Origin of the sequence: Curtobacterium sp. MCSS17_015 (genome assembly GCF_003234265.2) — a bacterium.
Lineage (GTDB): Bacteria > Actinomycetota > Actinomycetes > Actinomycetales > Microbacteriaceae > Curtobacterium.
On record NZ_CP126256.1, the window covers coordinates 881,770 to 899,279 of the forward strand.

Genomic DNA, 17,510 nt, shown 5'->3' on the forward strand with positions numbered 1-17,510 from the left:
TGGACAAGCCGGCTGGGTCGGGCGGTGTGGACAGGAGGCGGGTCGCACCTCCCGGCCACACCACCGGCGTGGTCGACTAGTGCCGCGGACCGCCGTCGGCCGGGCCGCCGTCGCCAGGACCACCGTCGGCGGACCCGTCCGTCGGGCCACTGCCGGGGCCGTCGATGCCGCCGTCCTCGTCCTCGTGCGGGCGGTCGTCCGTCGCGTCGTTGAGCAGGTCCTCGAGCGCGCGGTCGAACGCGTCGTCCTCCGGCGTCTGCGACGGGTCGCGGAGTCGGGCGACCAGGGCCTCCGGGGCGTCGATGTCGTCGGAGCCGGGCACCAGGTCGAACGCGGCCCAGAGCGCGTCGCGCTCCCCGGCGCCGAGCTCGTCGGTGACCCGCTGCCACATCGCCGCCGCCTCGCGCAGACGACGCGGCCGCAGCTCGAGGCCGACCAGTGTCGCGAAGGCGGACTCGGCGGGGCCGCCGGCGGCACGGCGACGCCGGACCATCTCGGCGATCGCACCGGAGCGGGGGAGTCGGGCGGTCGCGGCGGCAGTGACGGTGTCGACCCAGCCCTCGACGAGCGCGAGCATCGTCTCGAGTCGGGCGAGGGCGGCGTCCTGCTCCGGCGTCCGCGGCGGGATGAGCGCTCCGGAGGCCAGTGCGTCGCGCAACTGCTCCTGGTCGGTCGGGTCGATCCCGGACAGCGACTCCTCGACGCGGTCGAACGGGATGTGGACGCCCTTCGCGTACTCCGTGATCGACGAGATGATGTGCAGACGCAGCCAGCGAGCCGAGCGGAACAGCCGGGCGTGTGCGAGCTCGCGGACGGCCAGGTAGATCCGGACCTCGTCGGCGGGGACGTCCAGGCCGTCGGCGAACTCGGCGACGTTCTGCGGCACGAGCGCGGCGACCTGCTCGTCGAGGAGCGGCACGCCGACGTCACCGCCGGACACGACCTCCTTCGCGAGCTGTCCGACGACCTGGCCGAGCTGGATCGCGAAGAGCGCGCCACCGACCCCGCGCATGGCCTTCGAGACGTCGCCGAGCATGAGCTTCAGCTCCTCGGGCGCGCGCTGGTCGATCGCCTCGGTGAGGGCGGTCGCGATGCTCGACGCGACGGGCTCGGCGATCTGCGACCACACGGGTGCCGTCGCCTTCGCCCACTGCTCGCGGGTGTAGACGCTCGGCGTCGAGGTGAGCTCCGCGACGGTCGTCACCTCGTCGAGCCAGAGTGCGGCGACCTGGAAGGCCTGCGCTGCGGCCTGGGCGGTGGCGGGGTCGAGCGGCTGTTCACCCTCGCGGGCGATCGCGGCGGCGCGCTCGGCCGTCACGGTGAAGTCGATGCCGTCGCCGCCGTTCTGCGCGGCCCGCTGGAGCTGGCTCATCAGGTTCGCGACGAAGGCCGGGTCGTTCGGCAGGCCGGCGGCGCCGGCGAGCTGCGACGGGTCGATCTGGCCCTCGCCGGAGAGGAGCTTGCGGAGCATCTCCTGGAAGTCGTCGTCCGGCCCCGGCTGCGGTTCATCAGGCATGCCGACTACGCTAACCGCTGCCCGCGGGCCCGGACCTGGGACCGGCCCGGGCATCCGCCCGTCCGGCTGCGCCGTGGGCGAACAGCCCCCGGAAGGACCCGTGTGACCCTCTTCGCCCCCGCCCCACGCCGTCGCTCGCGATCACGGACCATCGGCTGGGCCTTCGTCATCGGCGCCCTCGTGCTGGCGGTCGTCGCGAGCCTGCTGCCGAGCCCCTACGTGATCGAGATGCCCGGTCCGGTGTTCAACACGATCGGCACGCAGCGGCAGGGGACGGGCGAGGACGCGAAGGACGTCGAGCTCATCCAGATCGACGGGCACCGCACCTACCCGACCTCCGGTGCGCTCGACATGCTCACCGTCAGCGTGCAGGGCACGGCGACGGAGCGGCCGCCGTGGACGAGTGTCATCCGGGCCCTGTTCACGAAGTCGCAGGCCGTGGTGCCCGCCAGTGCGATCTACCCGCCGGGGCGCACGACCGAGCAGGTGAACGAGCAGGACGCCGCCGACATGACGAACTCGCAGCAGTCCGCCGTCGCCGCGGCCCTCGTCGAGCAGGGGTTCGAGATCCCGAGCGAGCTCGAGGTCGGCACCGTGCAGGAGGGGTCGCCCGCCGACGGGGTCATCCGCACCGGGGACATCGTCACGGCGTTCGACGGCACCTCGCTCACGACGAACTCCGACGCCACGGCCCTCCGGGAACTCGTCGCGCGGCACGGCACCGGCTCGCCCGCCACGGTCACGGTCGAGCGCGACGGAGCCACCAGGGAGCTCTCGGTCACCCCCCGGTCCGAGCAGGGCACAGCGCTCCTCGGCGTCGGCGTGGTCGAGCGCTACGACTTCCCCTTCGAGGTCGACATCGAGCTGCAGGACGTCGGCGGACCCTCGGCCGGCATGATGTTCGCCCTCGGGATCATCGACGAGATCACGCCGGGCGAGCTGAACGGCGGCAAGCACGTCGCGGGCACCGGCACGATCACCGCCGCAGGCGACGTCGGCCCGATCGGCGGCATCCGACAGAAGCTCTACGGGGCCCAGGCCGCGGGCGCGACCGTGTTCCTCGCGCCACAGGAGAACTGCGACGAGGTCGTCGGGCACGTTCCGGACGGACTCGACGTGTACGCGGTCTCGACCCTCGACCAGGCGGTGACGGACCTCGAGACGCTCGCGGCGGGCCGGAGCACGGCCGGTCTCGAGCGCTGCACGGCCTGACGGGGGCTGCGGGGCGGACGGCGGACGGGCCTCCAGGGCGTCGTGCCGGGGCGCCGCACGGCACGGACGGGAGGCCCGGAGCGCGTTCCTGAGACGCGGCACAGGTTGACTGTCGGTCAGGACGAATAGGATCGTCAGCACTGACGGCTCGGCCTGCCGGCGCCGCCGGTCCGACACGTCTGGAGCACAACAAGTGACGAACACCTCGTCCACCGCGGGACGGCGCTCGCCGCGTGTCCCGATCGTGGTCACGATCATCGTGCTGGCCGCACTGGTGATCGGCTTCTTCATCTTCGCCAGCCTGTACACCGACTACGCGTGGTTCGCGCAGCTCGGGTTCGAGCGCGTCCTGACCACCCGGTGGCTCGCCGGGACGGCCATGTTCGTCGCCGGCTTCCTGGGCATGGCGATCCCGGTCTGGGTGAGCATCGCGCTCGCCTTCCGGTTCCGTCCGGTCTACGCGAAGCTCAACTCGCAGCTCGACCGGTACCAGCAGGTCATCGAGCCGCTCCGTCGCGTCGTGATGCTCGGCATCCCCGCGGTCCTCGGCGTCTTCGCCGGGCTCGCCACGGCACCGCGCTGGAGCATGGTCCTCGAGTACTTCAACCGCACGCCGTTCGGCAAGACCGACCCGCAGTTCGGGCTCGACATCGGGTTCTACGTCTTCGAGCTGCCGTTCTGGCGCGCCCTCGTGGCCTACTCGTCGGCGGTCGTGCTCATCGCCGGCCTCGCGGCCCTGGCCGCGACCTACCTGTACGGCGCGATCCGGTTCGGCGGGCGCGACGTCCGCATCTCGAAGGCCGCGCGCATCCAGCTCGCCGTCACGGCCGGGCTGTACATCGCCCTGCAGGCCGCCAGTCTCTGGCTCGACCAGTACGCGGCGCTCACCAAGGACAACTCGCTCATCACCGGTGCCCAGTACACCGAGGTGAACGCCACCATCCCGGGCCGCGAGATCATGGCCGGCATCGCGGCGATCGTGGCGATCCTGTTCATCGTGACGGCGGTCATCGGCCGTTGGCGCGTGTCCATCATCGGCACCGGCCTGCTCCTGGTGTCCGCCATCGTCATCGGCGGCATCTACCCGTGGATCGTCCAGCGCCTGCAGGTCGCCCCGAGCGAGCGGTCGTTCGAGTCCGCCTTCATCCAGCGGAACATCGACGCCACGCGCGACGCCTACAACGTGGCCGACGTGCAGGAGCAGGACTACGACGCCACCACCACGGCGACGACCGGCGCGCTGTCCGAGGACGCCCAGACCACCGCGAACATCCGCATCATCGACCCGAAGATCGTCGCGGACACGTACAGCCAGCTCCAGCAGTACCGGCAGTACTACAAGTTCCCGGACCAGCTCGACGTCGACCGGTACCAGGTGGACGGCAAGACCGAGGACACCGTGCTGGCAGTGCGCGACATCGACCTCGACGGGCTCGGCGCCTCGGCCACGCAGTACAACCGGACCTTCGTCTACACGCACGGCTACGGCGTCGTCGCGGCCTACGGCAACCAGCGCGCGACCGACGGCAAGCCGGTGTTCATCGAGTCGGGCATCCCGTCCGGTGACGCCCTGGGCAAGTACCAGCCGCGCGTGTACTTCGGCGAGAACTCGCCGGCGTACTCGATCGTCGGTGCGCCCGAGGGCACGAAGGACGTCGAACTCGACTACCCGTCGGGCTCGGACGACAACGACGGCAACGCCACCACGACGTACGCGGCGGACGGCGGCCCCACCATCGGGAACTTCTTCAACCGCCTGGTCTACGCGGCGAAGTTCCAGTCCGAGCAGATCCTGCTGTCGAACGCCGTGAACGCCGACTCGCAGATCCTGTACGACCGCGACCCGGTGCAGCGTGTCCAGAAGGTCGCCCCGTACCTGAAGCTCGACAGCGACGCCTACCCGGCGATCGTCGACAACCGCATCCAGTGGGTCGTCGACGGCTACACGACGAGCAACGCGTACCCGTACTCGCAGAGCCAGAGCATGACGGACAGCATCAACGGCACCGACTCCGGCAGCTTCCGGACCGACCAGGTGAACTACATCCGGAACTCGGTCAAGGCCACGGTCGACGCGTACACGGGCAAGGTCACGCTCTACGCCTGGGACACGAAGGACCCGGTGCTGAAGACGTGGCAGAAGGTCTTCCCGACCTCGCTCGAGCCGGTCTCCGCGATGAGCGCCGACCTGCTGGCCCACGTCCGCTACCCGACCGACCTGTTCAAGGTCCAGCGGAGCATCCTCGGCACCTACCACGTCACCAACGCCAACTCGTTCTACTCGGGCGACGACGCGTGGACGACGCCGGTCGACCCGACCTCGACCTCGACCAGCGCGGGGGACGCCGACTCGGCGGGCACGACCACCGGGACGAACGCGAACACCACGAACGCGCTCGGGACGCAGACCACCGCCACCGACCCGGACCAGCAGGACCCGTACTACCTGACGATGAAGGTGCCGGGCGCGGGCACGGCGTACTCGCTGTACAGCACCTACATCCCGAAGCAGAACTCGTCGTCGAACGCGCGGAACGTGCTGACGGGGTACCTGGCCGTCGGTTCGGACGCCAGCGGGGCCGGCGAGGGCAAGAAGGGCGAGGGCTACGGCAAGCTCACGCTGCTGACAATCCCGAAGACCGACAGCATCCCCGGCCCGTCGCAGGTGCAGAACCTGTTCAACTCGGACCCGACCGTCTCGCAGGAGCTCAACATCCTCAAGCGCGGCAACAGCACCGTCAAGCAGGGCAACCTGCTGACGCTGCCGGTCGGCGGTGGGTTCCTCTACGTGCAGCCGGTGTACGTGCAGTCGACGTCGAGCGGGTCGTACCCGCTGCTGCAGAAGGTGCTCGTGGCGTTCGGCGACAAGATCGCCTTCGAGGACACCCTCGACCAGGCGCTCGACGAGCTCTTCGGCGGCAACTCCGGGGCTGCCGCGGGTGACTCCGAGGCCGCCGCGGGCACGCCGGACTCCGGGACGGACGACGACGGTTCGGACACGTCGACGGGCGGCAGCTCGACCGGCGGGGCCACGGGCGGCGCGACCGGCGGCTCGTCCGCCGGCAGCGCGAGCCCGGACCTGCAGCAGGCGCTGTCCGAGGCCGACGAGGCGCTCCGGGCTCGTGAGCAGGCGTACGCCGACAACGACCTGGTCGCCGCGGCCGAGGCCGACAAGCGACTGCAGGAGGCCATCGAGGCCGCCATCGCAGCGCAGGGCGGTAGCGGCTCCGACGGCTGATCCGGGCGGGCGGGGTGCTCGATTTGGCACCCCGCCCGAACCCGTGTAGTGTTTTCCATGTGCCGCGGGGTGGAGCAGTTCGGTAGCTCGCTGGGCTCATAACCCAGAGGTCGTAGGTTCAAATCCTGCCCCCGCAACCAACGCGACACGAGAAGCCCCGGTCCTGACGGACCGGGGCTTCTTGGCGTTCGCGGGCCGGTGCGTCCCGTGCCGCTCGGACGCGACGGGAGGCCCGGTGCCGCCGGGCACCGGGCCTCCCGTAGCCTGGCACCGTGACGACACTGACCATCGCCTCGGCGCAGTTCGCTCCGGTCGACGACACCGCGGCCAACCTCGAGACCGTCCGGGCAGCCGCGGTGGACGCCGTGGCCCGGGGCGCCCAGCTGCTGGTCACGCCCGAGTACACGTCGTACTTCACCCCGGAGATCGACGACCGCTTCGTCGCAGCCGCCGAACCGCTCGACGGTCCGTTCGTCACCGGGCTCCGGCGCATCGCCCGCAGCACCGGGGTCGCACTCGTCGTCGGCGTCGCCGAGGCGGGGGAGACACCCGACCGGTTCCGGAACACCCTCGTGGCCGTCGCTCCCGACGGCTCACTCTTGAGCACGTACCGGAAGGTGCACCTCTACGACGCCTTCGGCTCGCGCGAGTCCGACCGCATCGAGCCGGGCGACCCGGCACAGCTGCCCGTCATCGAGGTCGGCGGCGTCCGGGTCGGACTCGAGACCTGCTACGACCTGCGGTTCCCGGAGGTCACCCGCCGCCTGGCCGGAGCCGAGGACGGTGCTGCGGACGTCGTCGTCCTCCCGGCCGAGTGGGTGCGCGGTCCGGGCAAGGAGCACCACTGGCGGACGCTGTTGACCGCTCGGGCGATCGAGAACACCGTCTGGGTGGTCGGCGTCGGGCAGGCACCGCCGACCGGGATCGGCGGCTCGGTGGCGCTCGACCCGAGCGGCACGGCGGTGGCAGCACTCGGTGCGGAGCCCGGCCTGCTCGTCGTGACCGTCGACACTGCCGTCACGCGCCGGGTGCGCGGGGTGAACCCGTCGCTGTCGCTGCGTCGCTACGCGGTCGTTCCCCGCGACTGAGCGACTCCCGTCAGACGGGACACGGCCTCCTCGAGCACCGTCCGTCGTTTGCAGAACGCGAAGCGGATCAGCGACCGGTACCCGGCGACGTGCTCGGGCCGGACGAAGGCCGACACCGGGACACCGACGACGCCGGCCAGTCGGGGCAGCTCGAGGCAGAGCGCTCGGGCGTCGTCGTGTCCGAGCGGGGCGGCGTCCGCGATGACGAAGTAGCCCGCATCCGGGCGGAGCACCCCGAACCCCGCCTCGGCCAGCCCCGTGGCCAGGATCTCCTGCTTCGCCCCGAGCTCGGTGGCGATCCCGGTGAAGACCGCGTCGGGCAGCCGCAGACCGGTCGCGACGGCCGGTTGGAAGGGCGCCCCGTTGACGAAGGTCAGGTACTGCTTGACCGTCGTGATGGCCTCGACCAGTGCCGCCGGAGCCGTGAGCCAGCCGATCTTCCAGCCCGTGGTGTTGAAGGTCTTGCCGGCGCTCGAGATCGACACCGTGCGGTCCCGTGCCCCCGGGAGCGCTGCGGGCGGGACGTGCGACCCTGCGAAGGCCAGGTGCTCGTAGACCTCGTCGGTGACGATCACGGCATCGTGCCGTTCGGCCAGCTCGACGACGGTGCGGAGGACCTCCACCGGCAACACCCGTCCGGTCGGGTTGTGCGGGGTGTTCACGAGGACGACCCGGGTGCGGTCCGAGAACGCCGCGCGGAGGTCCGCTTCGGCGGGCAGGAAGTCGGGCGCCCGAAGCGGGACGGTGACGTGCTCCGCGCCGGTGAGTCGGATGAGCGCGCCGTACGCGTCGTAGAAGGGCTCGAACGTCACGACCTCGTCGCCCGGCTCCACGAGGGCCAGCAGGGTCGCTGCCAGCGCCTCGGTGGCCCCGGCGGTGACGAGGACCTCGCGGTCAGGGTCGACGACGAGCCCGTACCAGCGTGCCTGGTGCTCGGCGACGGCGGCGCGCAGGTCCGGTGTCCCGCGGCCCGGCGGGTACTGGTTGGCGCCGGCGCGGATGGCCTGGACCGCGGCCTCGAGGACCTCGGCCGGCCCGTCCTCGTCGGGGAACCCCTGTCCCAGGTTGATCGCTCCCGTCGCGGCGGCGAGCGCGCTCATCTCCGCGAACACGGTGGGTGCCGGCACCCCGTCGGGCCCGAGCAGCATGGCGCCTTCGGCGGCTCGGAGCCACGGACCGGTCTGCCGCATGTGCGACCCCTCTCAGCCTCCCGGGCACCGACCGGGAGGCTCGGCGCGCGTCGCACCCCAACCTAGCGTCCGCCTCCCGTCGCCTCCGGTGGACAGTCGTCCGGAACCTCCACACAGCTGACGCATACGATCGGCTTGGTCAGCTCGCAGCTGCGCCATCACGACCGCCCAGGTCGGTGGGGAAGACTGCAGGAGCTTTGGAAGGAGCACGTCCAGCATGAGCGACACCACGCCCCACGGGCACGGCGACGACGACCGTCGCGACGAGACCACCGGTCCGGACGAGTCGAACGGGGCCCGTCACGGGCACCACGGCGCCGACGACACGGACGTGGTGGGGACGACTCCGGCGCAGGAGACCGAGCAGTTCGCTGCCGCCTCGGACCACCGCACCGACCGCTCCACCGCGCCGTACCCGACCGCGGACGGTGGATCCGCGCCGACCGCCGAGTACGGCCAGTACGGCCAGTACGCGCAGCAGGGCCAGTACGGCCAGGGCACGCAGTACGGGCAGGACCAGTACGGCCAGGGCCAGTACGGCCAGCAGAGCCAGTACGGCCAGGGCCAGTACGGCCAGGGCCAGTACGGCCAGCAGGGCCAGTACGGCCAGCAGAGCGAGTACGGCCAGGGCCAGTACGGCCAGTACGGCCAGCAGAGCGAGTACGGCCAGTACGGCCAGTACGGGCAGGGCCAGTACGGCCAGGACCGCCCGCAGTACGGCGAGTACTCCGCCGCGTCCGCTCCGGCCCGGTCCTCCGAGCAGCGTCCGACCTCGGCGACGAGCGCGTTCGGCGAGGCAGCCGACCAGCAGCGTGCGAACGGCCACTACTTCAGCGGTGCCCCGGCGTCGGCCGGTACCGCCACACGTGAACGCTCCGGGAAGAACCGGCTCGTCCTGCCGCTCGTCGCGGCCGCGGTGATCGCCGGTCTCGTCGGCGGCGGCGCCGGCTGGGCCGCCGGTGCGGCCTCCGACGGCGGCACGGTGGTGGGCGGCTCGGGCACCTCGCAGAGCGGCGGCAACCTCACCGTCAACGACTACGACTCCGCCACCGTCGTGACCGCGGTCGCCGCCAAGGCCACCCCGTCGGTCGTCACGATCAACGTCTCCGCGAGCAGCGAGGCCGGCACCGGGTCGGGCGTCGTGCTGAACAAGGAGGGGTACATCGTCACGAACACGCACGTGGTGACCCTCGACGGTGACAGCGCGAACGGCACGATCTCGGTGACGACCTCGAACGGCAAGGTCTACAAGGGCACGCTCGTCGGCACCGACCCGACGGTGGACCTCGCGGTGGTCAAGATCGACGCGCCCGACCTCACCCCGATCGACTTCGCCGACTCGTCGAAGCTCAACGTGGGTGACACGGCGGTCGCGATCGGTGCCCCGCTCGGCCTGTCGAACACCGTCACGGACGGCATCGTCTCGACCCTGAACCGAAGCATCCAGGTCACGTCGAGCGACCCGAACGCCGGTGGCGACACGAACGAGGGCCAGGGCAACAACGGCAACGGCCCGTTCGACTTCTGGGGCAACGGCGACAACGGCAGTAGTTCCGGGGCCAGCACGACCGTTTCGCTGCCCGTGATCCAGACCGACGCATCGATCAACCCCGGCAACTCGGGTGGTGCGCTCCTCGACGACAAGGGCGCGCTCATCGGGATCAACGTCGCGATCGCCAGTGCCGGCAGCTCGGACTCGTCCAGCTCGCAGGCCGGCAGCATCGGCGTGGGCTTCTCGATCCCGTCGAACCTGGTCAAGCGCGTCGCGACCGAGATCGTCGAGAACGGCAAGGCCACCCACGGTCTGCTCGGCGCGTCGGTCGGTGACGCGACCGAGGACGCGAACGCCTCGCAGGTCGGCGCGCTCATCAAGTCGGTGACCTCGGGCGGCGCGGCCGCCGAGGCCGGTCTGCAGAAGGGCGACGTCGTGACCAAGCTCGGCGACGCCTCGATCGCCGACGCGACCGACCTCACCGCCCAGGTCCGCTTCTACGCCGGAGGCGCGACGACCAAGGTCACCTACGTCCGCGACGGGCAGACCCGCACGGCGGACGTGGAACTCGGCACGTACGACAGCTCGAACTGACCCGGCACATTCCGGACGGGAGGCTCCCCACCAGGTGGTGGGGAGCCTCCCGTCCGTCCGTCGGGCACGCGGGGTGCGGCCAGGTGGGTGCCGCAGGTGCTTGATAGGCTCGGGTCCGCTCTGCGAGGCGGCCCAGGCGGGCCGTGCCGCGCCCGCCGGACCCCGAGGATCACATGCAGCACGACGACGGACAGGCCCTGCCGGGTGTCTCCTACGTCATGCCCGTGCTCAACGAGGTGACCGAGGTCCGCGCGGCGGTGGGCAGTCTGCTCGAGCAGGACTACCAGGGTCCCTTCGAGGTGATCCTCGCCCTCGGGCCCTCGATCGACGGCACGAACGAACTCGTCGCCGAGATGAGCGCCGCCGACCCGCGGATCCGTGCGGTCGACAACCCCGTCGGCTCGACGCCCGCCGGTCTCAACGTGGCGATCCGGGCCTCCGAACACCCGATCGTGGTGCGCGTCGACGCGCACAGCGTCCTGCCGCAGGACTACACGCGGATCGCCGTCCGGACCCTGCAGGAGTCCGGAGCGGACAACGTCGGCGGCATCATGCGTGCCGAGGGCCGCACGCCGTTCGAGAAGGCCGTCGCGCTGGCCTACGGCAGCCGGGTGGGCCTCGGCGGCACGCCGCACCACGTCGGCGGGCAGGCCGGTCCGGCCGAGACGGCCTACCTCGGGGTGTTCCGGCGCGAGCGGCTGTTCGCCGTCGGGCTCTTCGACGAGGGCATCAAGCGCGGCCAGGACTGGGAGCTCAACCGACGGCTGCGGACCACCGGCGGCACCGTGTGGTTCACCCCGGAGCTCGTCGTCACCTACCGGCCCCGACCGAGCCTGCGCCGCCTGGTGCGGCAGTTCGTCGCGACCGGGCTGTGGCGCGGTGAGCTGGCCCGGCGGTTCCCCGCCGGCAACGGCCTGCGCTACTTCGTCCCGCCGCTCATGGTCGTCGCCGTCGCACTCGGCCTCGTCGCCGGTCTCGTCGGCGTCGTCGGAGCGCTGCTCGGCGGCCCGCTCGCGTGGGCACTGACCGGCTTCGCGATCCCGGCGACCTACCTGCTCTTCGTCGTCGTCGGCGCGCTCGCGGTGTCGCGACGATCGGATCCGGCGACCCGGGCGTGGTTGCTCGTCGTGCTGCCGTGCATCCACGTCGGCTGGGGCGTCGGCTTCATCATCGGGTTCCTCACCCGGACCTCCGATCTGACCACGCACACGGGACGGTGACCGACATGGCCGACGACGACCTCGGGAACGGCGCTGCGCCGGGTCCCCGGGACAGCCACGGGTTCGCACGTCCCACCTCGATCGCGGAACTCCGCGCCGTGGCCCAGCCGGACGAGGTCCGCGCACGCGCCAACGCCGAGCACTGGACGGCCTCGCTCTACCTGCGGGACATCTCGCCCTACCTGACGTCCGTGCTGCTCCGGACCCGGGTCAGCGCGAACCAGGTCACGGGCCTGATGATCCTGGTCGGCTGGTCGACCGCGGCCGCACTGCTCATCCCGGGCATCTGGGGTGCGCTCATCGCCCTCGTGCTCGGTCAGCTCCAGATGCTCGTCGACTGCTCCGACGGCGAGGTCGCTCGGTGGCGCGGCACCCGGTCGCCCGCCGGCATCTTCCTCGACAAGGTCGGGCACTACACGACCGAGGGACTCATCCCGATCGCCCTCGGTGTCCGCGCCGCGACGTGGCCGATCGAGGGCGTCGACTGGATGTGGACGACGATCGGGTGCGCCCTCGGTCTGGTGATCGTGCTCAACAAGGCCCTCAACGACATGGTTCACGTCGCCCGGGCGCACGGCGGGATGGAGAAGCTCGCCGACCGCCGTGACGGTGCGACCGCGCCGTCGGGTGCCCGCCTGGCCTCGCTCCGCCGCGTCGCGCGGTTCCTGCCGTTCCACCGGCTCTACCACTCGGTCGAGCTGACGATCATCACGTTCGTCGTGGCCCTGGTGGCGCTCGTCATCGGGCACCCGCTGGCCGACCGGATCCTGGTCGGGGCGCTCCTGCCGCTCGCCGTCCTGGCGACCGCCGGCCACTTCCTGGCCATCATCTCCTCGAAGCGGGTCCGCGCGTGACCGGCGGCACCGACCGACGCCACGCGGTACCGCACCGCGACCGCCCTCGGGTCGCCGTCGTCAGTCTCACGCAGGGCACCCGGCCGGAGGACCTCCGGCGCGGGCTCGACAGCGTGCTGGCGCAGCAGGACGTCGAACTCGACGTGGTCTGCGTCGGCAACGGCTGGGAGCCCGTCGACCTGCCCGACGGGGTCCGGGCACTGGCGCTGCCGGAGAACCTCGGCATCCCCGCCGGCCGGAACGCCGGGGCGGCCGTGGTGGACGGCGACTACCTGTTCTTCCTCGACGACGACGCGTCGGTGCCGTCGCCGACGTTCCTGCGGGACACCATCGCGTTGTTCGAGCAGGACCCGTCGCTCGGCCTCGTGCAGCCGCGGGTCGTCGATCCGAGCGGCGCGGCGAACCCCCGGCGCTGGGTGCCCCGCATCCGGAAGGGCGACCCGGAGCAGAGCTCGCCGGTGTTCTCCGTGTGGGAGGGCGCCGTCGTCCTGCCGATGGACGTCTGGCGTGCCGTCGGCGGCTGGGGAGCGGAGTACTTCTACGCGCACGAGGGCATCGAGCTCGCGTGGCGGGTGTGGGACGCCGGACGACGGACCTGGTACGCGGGGGACCTCGTGGCGAACCACCCAGCGATCGATCCCGCACGGCACCGCGAGTACGTGCGGCTGAACGCCCGGAACCGGGTGTGGTTGGCGCGACGGAACCTCCCAGCGGTCCTGCAACCGCTCTACGTGGGCAGTTGGGCCGCGATCCAGGCGCTCCGGTGGTGGCGCTCGCCGCGACGCCTCGCGACCTGGCTCGCCGGCGTCGCCGAGGGCTGGCGGACGGACTGCGGTCCGGTGCACGTGATGGGATGGCTGACGATCGGACGGATGACGCTGGCGGGCCGACCGCCCGTCGTCTGATCCCGCAGCCGACCCGTCCCGACACGGTCCACACCGTGCCGACCCGACTCCACCGAACCAGCGCCCAGGAGCACAGCATGGCCATCGTCAACGACGCCCGCACCGCGATCCGTCTCGTGCTCCGGCTGGTGCGGTCGCGGCAGGTGCGCGGCCGGTTGGCCCGCCGGCTGCCCTCGGCACCGACGCCCGCGCCCGGCTCCGTCGAGATCGCCGTGTACTTCGCCGACGGACCGGTGAACATGTACCAGATCCGGCAGTGGTACGGCCCGCTGGCCGAACTGTCCCGACACCGCGGGGTCGCGATCGTGTCGCGGAGCCCCGGCACCATGCTGGCGCTGCTCGACGAGTCGCCGGTCCCCGTCGTCTACGCACGGCAGGTGGTGGACCTCGAGCGGTTCGTCGCGGAGCAGTCGCCGAAGACGGTGCTCTACGTCAACCAGAACGCCCGGAACTTCCAGATGATGCGGTACGGGCGCATGTGGCACGTCTTCGTGAACCACGGTGAGAGCGACAAGATGTACATGACGACGAACCAGTTCAAGGCGTACGACTACGCCCTGATCGCCGGTGACGCCGCCCGTGACCGGCTCGCCGATGCGCTGTGGGACTACGACCTGGACGCCAGGACGATCGCCATCGGCCGTCCCCAGGCGGACCACTTCGTGGGGGAGCCCCCGTACCCCGCCGACGAGCGGACCGTCGTGCTCTACGCACCGACGTGGGAGGGAGACCGCGGCGCTGCGGCCTACGGGTCCATCGCGAGCCACGGGACGACGATCGCCGAGCGGGTGCTCGCGTCGCCGCAGCACCGCTTCGTGTACCGGCCGCATCCCCGGAGCGGCGTGGTCGACCCCGGGTACAAGGCCGCCCACGAGCGGATCGTCGCCGCCATCGCCGCGGCCAACGCCGCCGACCCGTCGGCGCACCACGTGTACGACGACGGGCCGACGCTGGGCTGGCAGCTCGCGGGCGCCGACGTCGCGATCACCGACATCAGCGCGATGATCTACGACCGGCTCGCCGTGGGGCGGCCCCTGCTCGTGACCCGTCCGGTGTCCGCGGACGCCGAGGTCGACGAGCGCGGGTACCTGTCCGACGCCGACTGGCTCCGGGCCGAGGACGCCGGAGACGTGCTCGCGCGCGTGGACCGGGCCGCGAACGACGCCGAGCAGCTCGCTCGCCTGCGGCACTGGGTCGAGCGCTACTTCGGCGACACGACGCCCGGTGCGGCGACCTCGCGCTTCCACGCCGCGGTCGACCGCCTGGTCGCACGCTGGCACGAGGTCGCCGCCGAGCGCTCCGGTCGCTGAGGACCCGGACCGACTGCGGATCAGGGAGCGAGCCCGGGCCCGGCCAGGGACATCCGCCACAGGTACTCGGAGCGGTCCGGTCGGCGCCACCGCACGATGACGACGCCGGTCTCGTCCGGGGCGGCACCGAACACGGCGAGGGACAACCCACGGCCGGGCTCGAGCCGACGCACGACGAGCGGCGGGGAGTACCCCGTGCCCAGATGCGTCAGGTCGATGCCGTCGAGGGTCTCGCTGCTGGTGTTGGTGATCTCGTACCGCCGTGGGGCGGCCGATCGGTCGACGGTGAACGGGACTGGGTAGGCGGTGCTGGGGTGGTGCATGGGCAGCACGCTAGGGGTGGGGTCCGACGTCGGGGCCCCGCCGGCCCCCCGGAGGACACCGGGCTGTGGAGCGCGCTGCGGGAGGCCCGGGTTGTGGAGGAGAGGCGCTCAGGCCCCGTGGTCCGCGTTGTAGCGGTCGAGGGCCTCGTCGATCGGCCCGTCGAACTGCAGACGGCCCTTGTCGAGGTACAGCCCGCGGTCGCAGAAACGGCGCAGGTCCTTGTCGCTGTGCGAGACGAAGAACAGCGTGCGCCCGCCGGCCAGCAGCTCCTCGATGCGCTTGTAACACTTCTCGCGGAAGGCCTTGTCGCCGACGGCCAGGACCTCGTCGACCAGGATCACCGGCTCGTCCAGCCGCGAGATCACGGCGAAGGCGATCCGCACCTTCATGCCACTGGAGAGGTGCTTGTACGGGGTGTCCACGAAGTCGCCGATCTCGGCGAAGGCGATGATCTCGTCGAACGCGTCGCGGATCTCGGCCCGCGACATGCCGTGCAGGCCGGCGGTCAGGAAGACGTTGTCGCGGACGGTGAGGTCCCCGACGAACCCGCCGGTGATCTCGATGAGGGGGGCGACACCGGCACCGACGTGCACGCGACCCTCGTCCGGGAGCATCACCTGCGCCACGAGCTTCAGCAGCGTGGACTTGCCCTGTCCGTTCCGACCGACGACGCCGATCGCCTCGCCCGGGCGCACGTCGAACGACACGTTCCGCAACGCCCAGAACTCGTCGGCCTTGCGGCGGCGCTGTCCGCGTCCGAACAGGTCCTTGAAGCTCCGGCTCGCCCGACGGTTGCGCTTGAACCGGATGCCGGCGTCGGTGACGGAGATCACCGGTGCGGTGGTGCTCGCGGTCACGGAGGGTTCGGTCGTGGCCATCACAGCTCCTTGAGGACGCGGTGCTCGCTTCGGCGGAAGACGACGACCCCGACGACGAGCACGACCGCGGTGACGACGACCGATGCGGCCACCTCCACCCAGTCGAGCTGGCCCGGGAAGAACGCCGAGCGGTAGATGCCGAAGATGCCGCTGAGCGGGTTGATCGCGGCGAGGTCGTGCAGCACCGGGGGGAGCGCCTGCGTGCCGTAGATGATCGGGGACGCGTAGAACATGAACCGGAGCACGAGCTTCACCGCGCGCTCGAGGTCCCGGAAGAAGACCACGAGCGGCGCCACGATGAGCCCCAGACCGTAGACGAGGGTGGCCTGCAGCACGATCGCGAGCGGCCAGAGCACGGCCTGCCAGTGCAGGTGCGCGCCGGTGGCGACCGCGAAGACGGCGAGCACCGGGATGCTCAGCAGGAACTCGACGGCCTTCGACGCGTCGATCCGCGCCACCCAGATGCTCCGCGGGATCGTCGTCGAGCGGATGAGCTTCGACTCCTTGATGAAGGCACGGGTCGAGTCCGAGACGCCGCCGGTGAACCACATCCAGGGCAGCAGGGCCGTGAGCAGGAACACGATGTACGGTTCCTCACCCACCGACCCGCGGTGGAACACCTGCGTGAAGACGAACCAGTAGATCGCCGACATCACCAGTGGGTCGAGGATCGACCAGAAGTACCCGAGGGCCGACGTCGAGTACCGCACACGCAGGTCGCGGACGGTCAGCAGCCAGAGCGCCTGACGGTACCGGCGGCCCGCGCCACGGGACCGCATCGGTGACGCCGCGACGGCGGCTGACTGCGTGCGCGTTCCACTCATGGGTTCCCTCCGGCCGTGACGACGCCGGAGGGAGGAGACGACCAGGGGGTCCTGACGCTGGTCAGGCGAACAGGTCGTTCGCGCGCTCGAGGTCCTCGGCGAAGTCGATCTCGACCGCGTAGAGGTCCGAGATGTCGATCGGCGTCCAGCGTAGCCCGTCCTCGGCGATGGCAGCCTCGATGCCGCCCTCGAAGTACTCCTGGTCGTCGACCCGGCCGAGCTGGCGCACGAGGGCCTGCTTGTCGGCCGCCGAGACGTAGTTGATGCCGACGGCTTCACCGAGCCCACCGACGACCTTCTTCGACAGCTTCGCGATGAAGCCCTCGGCGTCGACGGTGTACTTGACCTCTTCGTCGGAGACCTTCTCGGTGTTGACGCTGACGAACGAGCGACCTTCGTCGATCATGTCGGCGGCACGGACGAGGGCCATCGGATCGAAGACGACGTCGCCGTTCATCCAGAGGACGCCGCTCTTGCCGGTCGCCTTGAGGGCGCGCAGCAGGCTCTTCGAGGTGTTCGTGGAGTCGTAGGACTCGTTGTAGACGAAGTTCGCCTCGGGGAACGCCTCGACGATGTACTCCGACTTGTAGCCGACGACGATGGTCACCCGGGCGCTCGACCCGAAGGCGGCGCGGATGTTGTCGAACTGCTGCTGCATGATGGTGCGGCCGTCGCTGAGTTCGGTGAGCGGCTTCGGCAGGCTGCGCCCGAGGCGGCTGCCCATCCCCGCTGCGAGGATCACGATCTGCGTGGTCATGCTTGTCCCTTCCGGTGTCCGCCCGCCCCGTGCGGTGGAGTCGCCCGGGGGGCGCTCCGTGTGGGGCTGGGTGGACTCTTCGAGTCTGCTCGTCATCCGTGCGAGAAC

Annotated in this window: 14 protein-coding genes and 1 tRNA gene; 9 read left to right on the forward strand and 6 right to left on the reverse strand. The window is 71.2% G+C overall.

Annotated elements, in window-relative coordinates:
* Positions 1 to 76: 76 nt before the first annotated feature.
* Complete coding sequence (locus tag DEJ18_RS04145) at positions 77 to 1,516, reverse strand: zinc-dependent metalloprotease (RefSeq protein WP_111209645.1); 1,440 nt, start codon at positions 1,514 to 1,516, stop codon at positions 77 to 79.
* 102 nt (positions 1,517 to 1,618) lie between these two features.
* Here DEJ18_RS04145 and DEJ18_RS04150 point away from each other — a divergent pair, with 102 nt between their 5' ends.
* From DEJ18_RS04150 to DEJ18_RS04165, 4 genes are all read left to right on the forward strand, one after another.
* A complete protein-coding gene (locus DEJ18_RS04150) occupies positions 1,619 to 2,728 on the forward strand; it encodes a YlbL family protein (RefSeq protein ID WP_111209646.1) in 1,110 nt (369 codons plus the stop codon).
* A 193-nt stretch (positions 2,729 to 2,921) separates the two neighbouring features.
* Positions 2,922 to 5,966, forward strand: coding sequence for a UPF0182 family membrane protein (locus DEJ18_RS04155; protein ID WP_181431106.1), 3,045 nt, complete (start codon positions 2,922 to 2,924; stop codon positions 5,964 to 5,966).
* 63 nt (positions 5,967 to 6,029) lie between these two features.
* A tRNA-Met gene (locus DEJ18_RS04160) sits at positions 6,030 to 6,106 on the forward strand.
* Between the two features lie 132 nt (positions 6,107 to 6,238).
* Positions 6,239 to 7,054, forward strand: a complete 816-nt coding sequence (locus tag DEJ18_RS04165) for a carbon-nitrogen hydrolase family protein (protein ID WP_111209647.1) — start codon at positions 6,239 to 6,241, stop codon at positions 7,052 to 7,054.
* Here DEJ18_RS04165 and DEJ18_RS04170 read toward each other — a convergent pair.
* Positions 7,030 to 8,244, reverse strand: a complete 1,215-nt coding sequence (locus tag DEJ18_RS04170; RefSeq protein ID WP_111209648.1) for an aminotransferase class I/II-fold pyridoxal phosphate-dependent enzyme — start codon at positions 8,242 to 8,244, stop codon at positions 7,030 to 7,032. The two genes, DEJ18_RS04165 and DEJ18_RS04170, sit on opposite strands and share 25 nt — an antisense overlap.
* A 217-nt stretch (positions 8,245 to 8,461) precedes the next feature.
* Here DEJ18_RS04170 and DEJ18_RS04175 point away from each other — a divergent pair, with 217 nt between their 5' ends.
* The 5 genes from DEJ18_RS04175 to DEJ18_RS04195 all read left to right on the forward strand — a co-directional run bounded on the left by DEJ18_RS04175 (position 8,462) and on the right by DEJ18_RS04195 (position 14,619).
* Positions 8,462 to 10,330, forward strand: coding sequence for a S1C family serine protease (locus DEJ18_RS04175; protein WP_111209649.1), 1,869 nt, complete (start codon positions 8,462 to 8,464; stop codon positions 10,328 to 10,330).
* Between the two features lie 173 nt (positions 10,331 to 10,503).
* A complete protein-coding gene (locus tag DEJ18_RS04180) occupies positions 10,504 to 11,550 on the forward strand; it encodes a glycosyltransferase family 2 protein (RefSeq protein WP_111209650.1) in 1,047 nt (348 codons plus the stop codon).
* A gap of 5 nt (positions 11,551 to 11,555) precedes the next feature.
* Positions 11,556 to 12,404, forward strand: coding sequence for a CDP-alcohol phosphatidyltransferase family protein (locus DEJ18_RS04185; RefSeq protein ID WP_111209736.1), 849 nt, complete (start codon positions 11,556 to 11,558; stop codon positions 12,402 to 12,404).
* Positions 12,401 to 13,309 carry a glycosyltransferase family 2 protein gene (locus DEJ18_RS04190; protein ID WP_111209651.1) on the forward strand — a complete coding sequence of 303 codons (909 nt, stop codon included), beginning with the start codon at positions 12,401 to 12,403 and terminating at the stop codon, positions 13,307 to 13,309. The genes DEJ18_RS04185 and DEJ18_RS04190 overlap by 4 nt, the downstream gene beginning before the upstream one ends.
* A gap of 77 nt (positions 13,310 to 13,386) precedes the next feature.
* On the forward strand, positions 13,387 to 14,619 hold the full coding sequence (locus DEJ18_RS04195) for a CDP-glycerol glycerophosphotransferase family protein (RefSeq protein WP_111209737.1): 1,233 nt from the start codon (positions 13,387 to 13,389) through the stop codon (positions 14,617 to 14,619).
* 20 nt (positions 14,620 to 14,639) lie between these two features.
* Here the strand turns inward: DEJ18_RS04195 and DEJ18_RS04200 are convergent, their stop codons facing one another.
* The 4 genes from DEJ18_RS04200 to DEJ18_RS04215 form a co-directional block, all read right to left on the reverse strand.
* Positions 14,640 to 14,942, reverse strand: a complete 303-nt coding sequence (locus DEJ18_RS04200; protein WP_111081011.1) for a hypothetical protein — start codon at positions 14,940 to 14,942, stop codon at positions 14,640 to 14,642.
* A 108-nt stretch (positions 14,943 to 15,050) separates the two neighbouring features.
* A complete protein-coding gene (locus tag DEJ18_RS04205; protein WP_111081010.1) occupies positions 15,051 to 15,821 on the reverse strand; it encodes an ABC transporter ATP-binding protein in 771 nt (256 codons plus the stop codon).
* A complete protein-coding gene (locus tag DEJ18_RS04210; RefSeq protein ID WP_181434120.1) occupies positions 15,821 to 16,645 on the reverse strand; it encodes an ABC transporter permease in 825 nt (274 codons plus the stop codon). Before DEJ18_RS04210 ends, DEJ18_RS04205 begins: the two co-directional genes overlap by 1 nt.
* Before the next feature lie 61 nt (positions 16,646 to 16,706).
* Positions 16,707 to 17,402: a phosphocholine cytidylyltransferase family protein gene (locus tag DEJ18_RS04215; RefSeq protein WP_110823712.1), complete on the reverse strand. Its 696-nt coding sequence runs from the start codon at positions 17,400 to 17,402 to the stop codon at positions 16,707 to 16,709.
* Positions 17,403 to 17,510: the final 108 nt, after the last annotated feature.

Coding starts and splice junctions, on each gene's coding strand:
- DEJ18_RS04200 (WP_111081011.1), bottom strand. CDS start 14,942: ATGCACCACCCCAGCACCGCCTACCCAGTCCCGTTCACCGTCGACCGA.
- DEJ18_RS04210 (WP_181434120.1), bottom strand. CDS start 16,645: ATGAGTGGAACGCGCACGCAGTCAGCCGCCGTCGCGGCGTCACCGATG.
- DEJ18_RS04205 (WP_111081010.1), bottom strand. CDS start 15,821: ATGGCCACGACCGAACCCTCCGTGACCGCGAGCACCACCGCACCGGTG.
- DEJ18_RS04185 (WP_111209736.1), top strand. CDS start 11,556: ATGGCCGACGACGACCTCGGGAACGGCGCTGCGCCGGGTCCCCGGGAC.
- DEJ18_RS04145 (WP_111209645.1), bottom strand. CDS start 1,516: ATGCCTGATGAACCGCAGCCGGGGCCGGACGACGACTTCCAGGAGATG.
- DEJ18_RS04180 (WP_111209650.1), top strand. CDS start 10,504: ATGCAGCACGACGACGGACAGGCCCTGCCGGGTGTCTCCTACGTCATG.
- DEJ18_RS04170 (WP_111209648.1), bottom strand. CDS start 8,244: ATGCGGCAGACCGGTCCGTGGCTCCGAGCCGCCGAAGGCGCCATGCTG.
- DEJ18_RS04175 (WP_111209649.1), top strand. CDS start 8,462: ATGAGCGACACCACGCCCCACGGGCACGGCGACGACGACCGTCGCGAC.
- DEJ18_RS04215 (WP_110823712.1), bottom strand. CDS start 17,402: ATGACCACGCAGATCGTGATCCTCGCAGCGGGGATGGGCAGCCGCCTC.
- DEJ18_RS04195 (WP_111209737.1), top strand. CDS start 13,387: ATGGCCATCGTCAACGACGCCCGCACCGCGATCCGTCTCGTGCTCCGG.